Genomic DNA, 11961 nt, shown 5'->3' with positions numbered 1-11961 from the left:
GAGACTATCCTAGAGTCACCACATTTCACTCTTTTTGTCAATGCGTAAGTTCTATTAAAGTTCCAGCTAATAAAAGCCAAAGTGACAATGAATGTAGATGGTACTTTTTCTTAAAAATTAACTCTTAGCAAGCTACTCTAAAATTTTTATAAAGACAGTATATTCAGCTAGTGCTAGACCAATGCTTGTAGCTTCCTGAAGCAAACTGCTTAGCTTTTTCTGGACATCTTCGCCTCACAATGTGTACTCCTCAGAAACCAGTTGAAAATGCATGGATCGGTTTCAATCACCTTGTGTTCGAAAGGCTTTTACTGCTTGCGATCGAGACTAGATCGCCGCACACTCCGCTAACCGATCGAATCTAATCCCCTTAACAAACACACACTCAGCCGCTTGTAGACAAGATTTCTAGCTCCCCCTCAAAATAAAACAGGCGAACTCCAGGTGAGCCAGCGAAACCGCTTTGAATCGCCTTAAAACTCTCCCAACTGACACCAGTTTGGGTAAATCGTTGTTCGGTAGATTTGTCTAGAAGCTGGGTCATCGCGATCGCCCTCTGCTGCCATCGTTTGCCTATAGTCCACCATACAATCAATCTTGCCAGTGAGGCTCTGTGTCCTTGTAAAGGCACAAGATTGTAGGGATGAGCTGCTGATTCTAAGCTGTAAACCAAGGCGTGTGTTTAACCCAAAAAGATTGGGCTAAGAGATGATTACCGATTGAGTAAGCGTGCTACGCCGCTGCCAAGCAGGTAGAAAATGCACACGACAACGACTTGAATCAAATAGGTGGCGAGTAGGGATTGATAAAGTTTGAACGTCCGCTGTTGAAACAGATCGCTCCACAAGTACCATTTGCCCTGGATATAAGCGGCGGTGAAAAGTAGGGCTAAGAGTGGCACACTCCACAAGGGTAATTTGGCAAAACCTGCATAAACGACGATCGCCAGTAACCCAAGTCCCAGTAACCCTTTGATAGCATTCATATGTATGCTCTCCCTAACACTCAATCTGTTTCAATAAAAGGGGCGCAAGTAACGCGATTGATGATGACCGAGCCGCCTTTCAGATATCCTTACTGCGACTGGTTGGTGCTGAAGGCGGTGGTTTCATCACAGCTAAGCGCTCTCATGGCACGACTTTAACTTGAGTGCCTAAGCTAACCTGCGAAAAGAGGTCTTTCAAGTCGCGGTCATGCATATGAATACAACCGTGAGAAGCCGCTTTGCCTACGGTACGAGTATCTAACGTACCGTGAAAGCCAATCCAATTTGTGCCGTTTGTCCAGAAGCCAATCCAGTATCCCCGCAGTGGGTTCTTGGGATCATCCGCAGCAATCCGCTCATTGGTGAATGGACTAATCCAGACAGGATTTCGCTTCATTTGCATGACACGAAAGGTGCCAACAGGGGTTTCCCAACCTTGCCGTCCAGTGCCAATAGGGTAGCGTTTGATCAGCATATTGCCCTGGTAAAGAATGGCTTGGCGACGATTAAGGTGAATTTCGAGGCGGATAGCGCTCGTGCTTGCAAGCACGTTTGCTTGGGTTTGATCGCCTGCCGTGCTTAACGTACTGGCAGTTAGGGTCGAATGGGCGATCGGCAGTCCCAGCAATACGCCTGTACAGCTTGCGATTGCGGCTACATGTGCGATCCAACCGAAGATTGTACGGTGTGGAGGAATTCTGTGCATAAGCATAGCTCCAGGTTCTGACGGTGTATCAGACGTTTGTGAAGAGAAACGCCCGTTCACAACGTACCCAATTTCCACCCTAAGAGAGATGACGATTCAAAGATGTTTAGCCAAGACATTGTGAAGCAGACGGACGATCGCATTTTGCCCTGCCAGTAATCCGCTAAAAGACGGTTGTACAATAGAGCGGTTGTGCTGTGCGACACGAACCTTGATTGAGCGTTATACCCTGCCCGCGATGGGCACTTTGTGGACAGATACATACAAGCTAAAGACCTGGCTGCAAGTGGAAATAGCCGTCTGCGAGGCGCAAGCAGAGTTGGGCATCATTCCGGCTGAAGCGGTGGCAGAGATCAAAGCGAAAGCAAACTTTGATCCCAAGCGCGTGTTAGAAATTGAGGCCGAAGTGCGCCACGACATGATCGCCTTTCTCACCAACGTCAATGAATATGTCGGCGATGCTGGACGCTATATTCATCTTGGCTTGACCAGTTCTGATGTGCTGGATACGGCCCTAGCGTTGCAGCTTGTCGCCAGTTTGGATGTCTTGATGGCGCAGCTAGAGTCGCTCATTCAGGCGATTCGTTACCAGGCACAGCAGCACCGCAGCACGATCATGATTGGTCGATCGCACGGCATTCACGCAGAACCCATTACCTTTGGCTTTAAGCTGGCTGGTTGGTTGGCAGAAGTGTTGCGCCATCGCGATCACCTCTGCCAGCAAAAGCGCCACATTGCGGTCGGCAAAATCTCTGGAGCGGTCGGCACCTACGCCAATATTGACCCCCAAGTTGAAGCGATCGCCTGCCAGAATCTTGGTCTAGAGCCAGATACCGCTTCTACGCAGGTGGTTTCGCGCGATCGACATGCAGCCTTTGTCCAAACGTTGGCACTTTTGGCTGCGTCGATCGAGCGCTTTGCGGTTGAAATTCGTAACCTTCAGCGTACCGATGTTTTAGAGGTTGAAGAATACTTCGCTAAAGGGCAAAAAGGCTCTTCTGCGATGCCGCACAAGCGCAACCCCATTCGATCGGAACGCTTAACTGGGATGGCGCGAGTCGTGCGTAGCCATGCCAGCACGGCATTAGAAAATGTGGCGCTTTGGCATGAACGCGATATCTCTCACAGTGCCTCAGAGCGCGTGATTCTACCCGATGCCTGCATCTTGACCCACTTCATGCTGGTTGAAGCCACTGATCTGGTCAAAAATCTGTTGGTCTATCCCGACAACATGACGCGCAATCTGAACCTTTACGGCGGCGTTGTCTTTAGTCAACGTGTCCTCTTGACGCTAGTTGAGAAAGGCATGAGTCGCGAAGAGGCGTATACGGTTGTTCAATCATGCGCTCACCAAGCCTGGAACAAGCCCAATGGTGATTTTCGCGCGCTAATCAGCCAGGACGATCGCGTGGCGAACCATCTCTCTGCCGAAGAAGTAGAAGGGTGTTTTGACCCGCAGCACCATCTGAAGCACCTTGACCAGGTTTATCAACGTCTGGGCATCTAGCTGATACAACGGCTGTAGAGACGTTACATGTAACGTCCTTACAAAGAGGCTCAACCTTTCTGCTTAAACCGCTCTTTGGCCGCAGCGAAAGATTCGTTCATCGCTTGCTGAATGCGTTGAGGATCTGGTTTCTTGCCACCCATCAAGTCGCCAAAATACACGCAGGCTGCTTCCCCCAGTGCCCATGTGTAAGCGGCGGCCCACGACGCGGCCACCACGCTGCCAAAGCCAGGAATAAATTTGATTAACTCGCGCCCGATCGCCTGCGCCAAAAAACCACCTCCGATCGCGCTGACAACGCCACCTGCCTGCGAAGGAGACAACGTTTGTCCGTAAAGCTGCCCTAAAAGCCCAACAAGCGAAACTTGTAGTGCGGTAAGAACAGGCATCGTAGCAAAAGGTAAGGGCACCGCAGCCAGCGTTGCCGCCATAATGGCAAACGGTAGAATGTAACGCCGACCCGCATCACGATACAAATTGCCAAGCTGCTCTCCAGCGCTATCGTTCAAGAGTTGGTGCATGGCGCGGGCCTCTGCCTCTGGCAAAAGGTCAGCTAGTGCGTTAATGAGTGCTTCTAACCCATAAAAAGTCGGATTATATTCATCTTCTTCAAGCGTGAAGTCAATCACTACAGCGCGATCGTACAACCCCTTAAAGGACTCCTGCACCGCTGCAAAGGAACGGTTGACTGCTTCAACATCGGGTGGATATGCAGGATGATCACTGAGTTCGGCTGGATATAGCTCGTGGAGAGAGGTGACTACCAGCAAGCAGGGAACTGATGGCTGCTGCTGCCGGAGTTCGCTAGCAATCTGCCGCAGCGTATCGATCGCAAAATCGTTCACCTTAACAGTCAGAATGAGAACTCTGGCGCGGCGATTTTCGTTGGGCTGGAGTTCTCTAACAAGCTCCTGGATGATGGTTTCGGTGTCTTGAGAAACGTCACCTAACCCAACCGTATCGGTAAAAATCAGCAGCGGCAGGTCATTTGTTGGATAGCTATAGCGCTGTGTGTGCTGCGTATGGGGTCGAAAACCCTGTCCCACAATATCGGCTGAAACCCCAGTCAGCCCACGCACGATCGAGCTTTTACCTGCCTGTGGTTTGCCCACTAGCCATGCTTCGGTGGTAGGTAATTCTGACCGCACCTGCTCTAAGATTTCGACCACTTTAGCGTCACTAACGCTAAACCACGAGGTGAAGCTCGTCGTCATCCAACGAATCGGCGCAAAGGGCCGCCACCCGCTCAACGATTCGGTAAGGTCTTGCCAAAGTGGGACTGAGAGCTTGCTGCTATCAGCCTTTTCGACGTTTGATGCAACTGAGACCGTTGTCTCCTCTGTTGCTTGAGAAACGTCTGAAGGGTGAGCTTCAGAGGGTTCAGACATGGAGTGCCCGACAGTGAATGGGGTTACACCTTTACAGTAATCTAAACTGCGGTTGGTAATCGCTCAGCCTGAATTACTGCGATGTAAGAGTACGAAAATATTGGTCACTGAGAATTGTTAGATCTCTTCGCAACGATCGCTCGACGAGTTTGCCCCCGGAGACGATTCGTAGAGCGCATCGAGTTGTTCGCGGGCATCTTCCACACTCACCGATCGCATCACCAGCAGTGGCTCATTGATCACGTTGCCAGCCGTATCCAAAAATTCTGGGTGCGGTACTACCCGGAGCCGCGAAGCGCCAGATACTTGCGGGTTGCCCACCGTCCAGTTTTTGGACGTTTGACCTCGTTGCGACTCCATACCCAGCGTCATCATGCTACGGATCAAGTTTCCTACTGCAAGGAAGGCGAGAGTGGTGAACGCGATGATGTAAAGCAGATGTAATAACATAAGGTTTCCTCAGAGTGCGTAGCTTGGATGAGAGCTACAAACGTGTATTTTTATGAATGCTTAAAATGACGGACAACTCAAAACTCGATTACCAGAGAAACTTAATTGCTAGAGAGACATAAGCCAGAAACAGACCCTTCACGCCGCTCGAATTACCTGATAAATCGTAATGCTGATCGGCAGCGATCAGGATGCTCAACTAGTGCGTTCAACTCTACAGTCCATTCACATTTTTTTGGCTAGCCTCCTGCATTCTGAAGCGTACCGCGACTTGCCAGCACTCTGCGACTAGATCATGCCAGGGTTTCATGACAGATGTTTCAATGCCAACTTGACCATTCATCGCTTTGAACAGCAGTTGCGCGGTGCTCACCTCTTGTTGTGCGACCGCCACCCGCGCTAACAGATCTGCTCGCTTCTCTGCACTCAAAAACAGGAGTGGTTCCGTCTCTAGAAGCAAGCGCGATCGCTGAAACCAATACTGAAAGTCTTCTAGCAGCGGTTCCAGAATTGATCGCAGCAGGGTTGAATCAGATGGGTCTGAATTAAACATCACTCAAATTATCGCTATGTCCACCTTTCTTATTTTAGCGTTTTCTCAGGTTCGTAAACCTTCTTTACATATCTTTAAGTAATGCAAGATCGCTATGAGCTGTTATCAATTACTTATGCACATGACTTGCAGTAAGGGTTCCAGCCCCTAGCCTTGTTTGTGAGGACGGGCGCGGTAAGGCTGATACCGTAAGGTTTCTGAGCTTAATTGATGACGCGCCCTAGCACCAAAGTGCCACCAGTAAGATAGAGACAGGGCACTCACCCGTGCTGGCCTCTGACCTGTGCTGGACTTGATGTGACGAACAGTAGGCTAAGACTTTAGACTGAGAAGGTCGAGCGTTGTCGTTCTGTAACGGTTGCTTTTGGTTCCCAGTGCGATCGGCACAGCTTGAAGTTCATCATCCGCTGTTCACTAGACTCTCGTCCACTGTTTTGACCTTAATTAATGTCATCCTCCATGTCTGCTTCCGAATCTCACCCTGATCAACCAGAAAAGATCCATTTGCCACGCACCAGCGAATCTGAACCTCTCAAGAAGATTCGCCACACGATGTCGCATGTCATGGCAATGGCCGTACAAAAGCTGTTTCCCAAAGCACAGGTGACGATCGGCCCCTGGATTGAAACTGGCTTCTACTACGATTTCGACAGCCCAGAGCCGTTCACTGAAAAAGATCTGAAGTCGATCAAGAAAGAGATGACCAGGATCATCAATCGCAAGCTGCCAGTCATTCGTGAAGAGGTGAGCCGAGAAGACGCCAAACAGCGCATTCAGGCAGCGAATGAACCCTATAAGCTGGAGATTTTGGATGGGTTAGAGGAGCCGATCACGCTGTATCACCTGGGCGACCAGTGGTGGGACTTGTGCGCAGGCCCCCACGTCGAGAATACGGCGGAGCTGGACTCAGACGCATTTGAGTTAGAAAGTGTGGCGGGTGCCTACTGGCGTGGCGATGAAACCAAAGCCCAACTCCAGCGCATTTACGGCACGGCCTGGGAAACCCCTGCCCAGTTGGCAGAATATAAGCGCCGCAAAGAAGAAGCGCTGAAGCGTGATCACCGGAAGTTAGGTAAAGAACTGGGTCTCTTCGTCTTTTCGGATCTGGTTGGCCCTGGGTTACCACTTTGGACACCGAAAGGCACCGTGTTGCGATCGACCCTGCAAGAGTTTCTACAGAAAGAACAACTCAAACGGGGTTACCTTCCCGTCGTCACTCCCAATATCTCTCGTGTCGATCTGTTCAAAACCTCCGGACACTGGCAGAAATATAAGGAAGACATGTTTCCGCTCATGGCAGAAGATGAGGAAGCAGCAGCGTTAGAGCAAGGCTTTGTACTGAAGCCAATGAACTGCCCCTTCCACATTCAAATCTACAAGAGTGAGCTGCGATCATATCGAGACTTGCCCATGCGGCTGGCTGAGTTTGGTACGGTCTACCGCTATGAGCAGTCGGGTGAGCTGGGTGGCCTAACGCGGGTGCGCGGCTTTACACAGGACGATGCTCATTTATTTGTCACCCCAGAGCAGCTTGAGGACGAATTTCTCAAAGTCGTGGATCTGATCCAATCCGTCTTTCGGGCGCTGCAACTTGGCAATGCGTTTCGAGCGCGGCTCAGCTTTCGTGACCCTGATTCTGATAAGTACATTGGGTCTGATGAAGCGTGGGATAAGGCTCAAAGCGCTATTCGGCATGCTGTTGAAAAGATCGGCATGGAGCACTTTGAGGGGATTGGGGAGGCGGCGTTTTACGGCCCTAAACTCGACTTCATATTTAACGATGCGCTCGATCGGGAGTGGCAGTTGGGTACAGTGCAGGTTGATTACAACTTACCCGAACGCTTTGACCTGGAATATGTCGCAGAAGATGGTACTCGCAAGCGTCCTGTGATGATCCATCGTGCACCGTTTGGCTCACTCGAACGGCTCATCGGCATTTTGATCGAAGAGTATGCGGGAGATTTTCCAGTCTGGCTGGCTCCCATTCAAGTGCGATTGCTGGCAGTCAGTGAAGAACAGCTTCCGTTTGCCAGGCAGGTTGTCAGTCAAATGCTGGCAGTCGGCATTCGTGCAGAGGTAGATACCAGCGGCGATCGCCTCGGCAAACTCATTCGCAACGCTGAAAAAGAGAAAATCCCGGTGATGGCAGTGGTGGGTGCTAAAGAAGTGGAAGCGAATGCGTTGAGCATCCGTACCCGCACGTCTGGCGAACTGGGAGCGATCGCGGTCAGCGACGTGTTGGAGCGTCTGAAAGCGGCGAATGAGAACCATACTAATTTTTAAGCGCAAAGCAGATCTTTATGGCCTCGATCGCACATCACTTTTTGAGCATGGCCTATAACAATGCCTGGGCAAACTACCGTTTGCTAAAAGCTTGTAGCAGCCTGAGTCAGCCTGAGTTTTTGGCGACGAGAACGGGCTTTTTCCCTTCTATCAAAGCAACACTGAATCATATTCTGACGGTTGATTGGTACTACGTTGATGCACTAGAGCGCCATAGTAACGGTCAACCGCCTCACTCTGAAGCATGGACATTCTTTGAACCTGAAGAGCCATTTGATACGTGTCTAAAGCTTCAAAAAGCACAACGCGATGTTGATCAACGGCTTATTCTACTGTGTGAATTGCTCACAGATGAAAGCGTTGAGCAGTCGGTCATCATTCCACGATCGCAGGGCATGCAAAACGAGACGCTTTCACGCTTATTAGCTCACCTATTTCAGCATCAAATTCATCACCGTGGACAGGCTCATGCGATGCTAGCTGGAACGTCGATCGATCCTCCACAACTCGATGAATTCTTTTGCGCTCATGAAGCAGACTTACGCAAAGATGATTTTGATCAACTGGGCTTTTCTGAGTCAGAAATTTGGGACAGAGATGTCAGCACGGCCCATGCAAGAGCAGATAAAATATCATAAGCGAAGCCCGCTTCTCAGCATGAGCTTAGAGACGATCGTTTCAGGAATGTTTGTTTTTAGGAAAATGGCTGAGGAGATACCAGAACACAGCGATATTAATGATAAAAACGATGACTTTAACCAGTGTGATGCCGTGAATTAACTCATAGATTTCGGGTGGAATGCTGATGCCAACCAGAAACAAGACCAGCACATGCGCCCATCGCTTTTCATACCACAAACCAATGCCCTCGATCGCGGTTAAAAGGGCATAGATGCCTGCACCAATACCGCTAAATCTTAAAGTCCTTGGATTAAGGTTCAAAACTTCATCCAGGAGCCAGTCAATGAGCTTTGTTTTGCCTTCAATAGTGTATGCATCAGCAAAGTTTGCCAATGTGTCACGATTTTGTAGGGCTAACAGCAACGCGATCGACGTCACAGCGAGGAAGGACGCGACGAATAATTTATAAACTACGATCGCCAACAGACCGATCGGCCGTTTGTTTAACATTGCTGTTTGCTTTTATTAAAAAATCGCTGCTTCAATCAAGGACAGATTAGCTGTAAAGATGCTCAGTAGACAGGAGGCCTTGCACACATATTCTATGGCACCGTTTGTGGTGTTTGATCAGGAAACCGTTGTTTTGTGCTTTGCTCAATTAAACGAGGCGGCGCTGCCTGACGGTAAGCACCGCAATAGTGCAAGGTGAGAACTGCCTTAAACGCCCAATGATTGCGCGGCACATCCGTAAATGGATTGGGTAACGTTTCAGCTCGGTTTTGGACGCAGGCATCCAGTAGCGGTTGAGGGGCGGGTGTTGTTTCAGCTTGAGCTGTGATTTGCACCGACCCATAAGACTGCGACGCGATCGCTGTGAGGGGCGCTGCAAACGAGGCGATCGTTAACAGACCCACCGTTATGCAACGCTTAAAGGGTATAAGGGCGCAAGATTTTAATTGGTTTTTCATTTCAAGTGGTATTTCGTCGGCAGAGTTGTATCTTGCGATGCTACTGCCAGTGTACTCAATACGTCCTTGCCACACTACTGCACGACCCCGTCGCCTTCAAGGATTAAAGCCTACGGTCATCGTAGGACGCTAATAAAACGAAGGTAAGCTTCGTTTTGCAGCCAATCTTCTCGATCGTGGTGAATCGCTTTAGCGACTGGTTGTTCAACGCCAACCACGTTATGGTTGGGATGCGTGGAAAGATGAGTGGACAGGATTTCATACGCCTCGTTGACTGACTGAAAGCGTTCTGTCGCAGTGGGTGTTTCTGGATTGAGGTCGGGGTGATACAGCCTTGCCAAGCGTCGATAAGCCGCTTTTACCTCATCCAGTGTCGGCGATCGGCTCACTTGCAAAATGGTGCAACACTCCTTTAACTTTGCCCAATGTGCTCCTTGAACCATAAAACCCTCTACTAGTGAATGCGGAACATCATGTGCATCTGGTAACGCCAAAAACATACAATCTCCAAACCAGAAGAGTCTGTTTGAAACGAAACCGTTTTCTGTAACTATTTTGTCCGTGTATATACTGAAAGCATTTTACACTTCAGTATAAAGTAATGAACTCGTAAGCCCAGTGAATCTACCGTTCGACTGAGCCTTATACTGAATTTGATCTATAGCGACACTAACGCGTGCAACAAGCCTTGTTACACACAGCCATTTGAATGGCTTTGCCCTACTTAAACTGCCTAAATTACCTGATAGAATAGGAAAACTGGCTAAGGCATTGACTATGCTCAAGAGATAGGGAATAGTTAAAACTTAGTAAGGCTCAGTAGCTCAGTTGGTTAGAGCAGGGGACTCATAAGCCCAAGGTCACAGGTTCAAATCCCGTCTGAGCCATCGTTTCAGAAAAGCAAACTGCAAAATGAAGTTTCTTTTGGCAGTTTGGCTCTTTTCCTCAATTTTGGGGTAAAACCCAAGGTCTATATCTGTAACGCCCTACCAGTGGGTTTTAGATTCGTGACAACTTAAAAATCAGGTACGACGAGGTTTCGCTTCACAGAGGCGTAATGTTTGTAGATGACCTCTGGTGAATTGCCCACGAGATAGGCAACGTCTTTAGGGTCTAAACCAGCCTCCAGAGCCAGTGTGATGAAAGTATGACGGGTGTTCTTAAGCGGTAGGTACTCCTTCACCTGATGCTCTGCTACGAGAGCCTTGACTACAACTGACCAGCCGCGCTTGACCAGGTTGTGCGTGTCGATCGCTTTGCCCGACGGCGAGGGGAAAACGAACCCGTCTGACCGGGGTTTCGAGCGTAGCAAGCCTGACAAGCGCTCATTGCAAGGGAACTCCCGCACTGAATGCGTCTTTGTTTCGCCCTGGATGTTGGTATCGCTGGGCATGGCGGCTTCAAACCGAATCGATGAGCAATCGTGAGCGATGTGGCTCCACTGCAACGCTCGCGCTTCCTCTAACCGACAGCCAGTAAGAAACAGCAGCCGGATAAACCCTGTGTAGTAGGAATGATGAATGGTGGTAGGTGTAGGGCTGTAGGTGTCAAGCTCGAAAGCTTTGATAATGGCATCACGTTCGATCGCCGTGAAGGAACGGCGATCGCCCCTGGCTTTCTTGCGAAAGTCACGGATGAGAGGGGCAAATGGATCGGTGGTGATGTAGCCCGACCGCATTGACCAGCTACAGCAGGCTGAGAACTGCTGCAAGGTGCGTCTGACCACTTCGGTAGAGTAGCGCTGAGTCAGCCAATCCCTGACAGCTACAGCGCTGGGCAAATCAGGCATCAGGCACAAGCGCTTGGCAATTTTGCCGTAGTCCCGCTGAATCGTCGATGGCGATAGCTGCCTCGCTTGAAATTCAGTGTACTTAAGCCAAAGTTGCAACATCTCATCTGAACCAATCTCCCGCCGCGCCATGCGTCAGAGTCTACAACTAGACGCGCCGCAGGTCAGCGAGTGGCACGGTTTGAGTGACGAGCCATTGACTGTGTTTCACTGTTGCTGAGTCACCATTGACGGCGATCACCTCAAGTTTTTTGGTGCCACAGACCCGTTCAAGCGTGGAAGACTCGCCACGATAACGGACGCGATCGCCAATTCGGACTGACAGGTGCTGATCACTTTCACCTGATTCATCAGTTTCATCTGACAAAACGCGTTTGTCAGATGACTTGTCAGACGACCAAACGATTACGGGGCTTGAGTTTGGGGGTTCATCTGACAGATTTAGAGTTTTCTGACTAGCCTCCTCAAAGTGATCATTTCGCTCAAAGTGATCATCCTTAGTGTGCGTAGGATGATCACTTTGGCTCAATTGATCACCTTGATCACTAGAAAGAGAGGAAATATTTTTTGTCAGATAAGTACTTCTAGCGTCGTCCCCGCGAGACATAGCGTCATCAGACAAGTCATCTGACAGTCTGATGAAATCAGATGAGCGTGTATAGAGTTAATTTGACATCTTCATAATTAAAATTAAGGGAGCCGTAACCCTTT

14 protein-coding genes and 1 tRNA gene are annotated in these 11961 nt (G+C 49.6%); 4 read left to right on the top strand and 11 right to left on the bottom strand.

The annotated features are described in order from the left end of the window. Positions 1-385: 385 nt before the first annotated feature. From AC5JLP_RS33660 to AC5JLP_RS33650, 3 genes are all read right to left on the bottom strand, one after another. Positions 386-544, bottom strand: coding sequence for a hypothetical protein (locus AC5JLP_RS33660; RefSeq protein ID WP_496072243.1), 159 nt, complete (start codon positions 542-544; stop codon positions 386-388). Between the two features lie 168 nt (positions 545-712). Next, entirely contained in the window at positions 713-985 is a 273-nt protein-coding gene (locus tag AC5JLP_RS33655; protein ID WP_496072242.1) for a hypothetical protein, read from the bottom strand. Between the two features lie 142 nt (positions 986-1127). After that, positions 1128-1691, bottom strand: coding sequence for a L,D-transpeptidase (locus AC5JLP_RS33650; RefSeq protein ID WP_496072241.1), 564 nt, complete (start codon positions 1689-1691; stop codon positions 1128-1130). A 211-nt stretch (positions 1692-1902) separates the two neighbouring features. Here AC5JLP_RS33650 and purB point away from each other — a divergent pair, with 211 nt between their 5' ends. After that, positions 1903-3198 (top strand): adenylosuccinate lyase, encoded by a 1296-nt coding sequence (gene purB, locus AC5JLP_RS33645; RefSeq protein ID WP_496072240.1) that lies wholly within the window; start codon positions 1903-1905, stop codon positions 3196-3198. A 50-nt stretch (positions 3199-3248) separates the two neighbouring features. Here purB and AC5JLP_RS33640 read toward each other — a convergent pair whose 3' ends face one another. The 3 genes from AC5JLP_RS33640 to AC5JLP_RS33630 form a co-directional block, all read right to left on the bottom strand. Further along, a complete protein-coding gene (locus AC5JLP_RS33640; RefSeq protein WP_496072239.1) occupies positions 3249-4586 on the bottom strand; it encodes a GTPase family protein in 1338 nt (445 codons plus the stop codon). Positions 4587-4703: 117 nt separating this feature from the next. Continuing rightward, on the bottom strand, positions 4704-5036 hold the full coding sequence (locus AC5JLP_RS33635; protein ID WP_496072238.1) for a DUF2973 domain-containing protein: 333 nt from the start codon (positions 5034-5036) through the stop codon (positions 4704-4706). Between the two features lie 214 nt (positions 5037-5250). Next, positions 5251-5589, bottom strand: a complete 339-nt coding sequence (locus AC5JLP_RS33630) for a DUF2605 domain-containing protein (protein WP_496072237.1) — start codon at positions 5587-5589, stop codon at positions 5251-5253. Positions 5590-6048: 459 nt separating this feature from the next. On the opposite strand from AC5JLP_RS33630, the gene thrS reads away from it, so the two are divergent. Continuing rightward, positions 6049-7872, top strand: a complete 1824-nt coding sequence (gene thrS, locus AC5JLP_RS33625) for a threonine--tRNA ligase (RefSeq protein ID WP_496072236.1) — start codon at positions 6049-6051, stop codon at positions 7870-7872. Between the two features lie 17 nt (positions 7873-7889). Beyond that, entirely contained in the window at positions 7890-8510 is a 621-nt protein-coding gene (locus AC5JLP_RS33620; protein WP_496072235.1) for a DinB family protein, read from the top strand. Between the two features lie 40 nt (positions 8511-8550). On the opposite strand, the gene AC5JLP_RS33615 is transcribed toward AC5JLP_RS33620, so the two are convergent. The 3 genes from AC5JLP_RS33615 to AC5JLP_RS33605 form a co-directional block, all read right to left on the bottom strand. Then, positions 8551-9003 carry a DUF2127 domain-containing protein gene (locus AC5JLP_RS33615; RefSeq protein WP_496072234.1) on the bottom strand — a complete coding sequence of 151 codons (453 nt, stop codon included), beginning with the start codon at positions 9001-9003 and terminating at the stop codon, positions 8551-8553. A 92-nt stretch (positions 9004-9095) separates the two neighbouring features. Beyond that, on the bottom strand, positions 9096-9407 hold the full coding sequence (locus AC5JLP_RS33610) for a hypothetical protein (protein ID WP_496072233.1): 312 nt from the start codon (positions 9405-9407) through the stop codon (positions 9096-9098). A gap of 170 nt (positions 9408-9577) precedes the next feature. Beyond that, positions 9578-9904, bottom strand: a complete 327-nt coding sequence (locus tag AC5JLP_RS33605) for a J domain-containing protein (protein ID WP_496072232.1) — start codon at positions 9902-9904, stop codon at positions 9578-9580. Between the two features lie 370 nt (positions 9905-10274). On the opposite strand from AC5JLP_RS33605, the gene AC5JLP_RS33600 reads away from it, so the two are divergent. Beyond that, a tRNA-Met gene (locus AC5JLP_RS33600) sits at positions 10275-10348 on the top strand. Between the two features lie 128 nt (positions 10349-10476). On the opposite strand, the gene AC5JLP_RS33595 is transcribed toward AC5JLP_RS33600, so the two are convergent. Together AC5JLP_RS33595 and AC5JLP_RS33590 are read right to left on the bottom strand one after the other, a co-directional pair. Beyond that, positions 10477-11382, bottom strand: coding sequence for a site-specific integrase (locus AC5JLP_RS33595; protein WP_496072231.1), 906 nt, complete (start codon positions 11380-11382; stop codon positions 10477-10479). 16 nt (positions 11383-11398) lie between these two features. Next, positions 11399-11617 (bottom strand): hypothetical protein, encoded by a 219-nt coding sequence (locus AC5JLP_RS33590; protein ID WP_496072230.1) that lies wholly within the window; start codon positions 11615-11617, stop codon positions 11399-11401. Between the last annotated feature and the right edge of the window lie 344 nt (positions 11618-11961).

This window comes from Stenomitos rutilans (genome assembly GCF_059505485.1).
This window is presented reverse-complemented; position numbering and strand designations above follow the sequence as displayed.

Excerpts from the sequence above, each read along its gene's own strand:
- AC5JLP_RS33605 (WP_496072232.1), bottom strand. The coding sequence starts at position 9,904 with ATGGTTCAAGGAGCACATTGGGCAAAGTTAAAGGAGTGTTGCACCATT.
- AC5JLP_RS33595 (WP_496072231.1), bottom strand. The coding sequence starts at position 11,382 with ATGGCGCGGCGGGAGATTGGTTCAGATGAGATGTTGCAACTTTGGCTT.
- AC5JLP_RS33635 (WP_496072238.1), bottom strand. The coding sequence starts at position 5,036 with ATGTTATTACATCTGCTTTACATCATCGCGTTCACCACTCTCGCCTTC.
- AC5JLP_RS33660 (WP_496072243.1), bottom strand. The coding sequence starts at position 544 with ATGACCCAGCTTCTAGACAAATCTACCGAACAACGATTTACCCAAACT.
- AC5JLP_RS33630 (WP_496072237.1), bottom strand. The coding sequence starts at position 5,589 with ATGTTTAATTCAGACCCATCTGATTCAACCCTGCTGCGATCAATTCTG.
- AC5JLP_RS33640 (WP_496072239.1), bottom strand. The coding sequence starts at position 4,586 with ATGTCTGAACCCTCTGAAGCTCACCCTTCAGACGTTTCTCAAGCAACA.
- thrS (WP_496072236.1), top strand. The coding sequence starts at position 6,049 with ATGTCTGCTTCCGAATCTCACCCTGATCAACCAGAAAAGATCCATTTG.
- AC5JLP_RS33615 (WP_496072234.1), bottom strand. The coding sequence starts at position 9,003 with ATGTTAAACAAACGGCCGATCGGTCTGTTGGCGATCGTAGTTTATAAA.
- AC5JLP_RS33650 (WP_496072241.1), bottom strand. The coding sequence starts at position 1,691 with ATGCACAGAATTCCTCCACACCGTACAATCTTCGGTTGGATCGCACAT.
- AC5JLP_RS33620 (WP_496072235.1), top strand. The coding sequence starts at position 7,890 with ATGGCCTCGATCGCACATCACTTTTTGAGCATGGCCTATAACAATGCC.
- AC5JLP_RS33655 (WP_496072242.1), bottom strand. The coding sequence starts at position 985 with ATGAATGCTATCAAAGGGTTACTGGGACTTGGGTTACTGGCGATCGTC.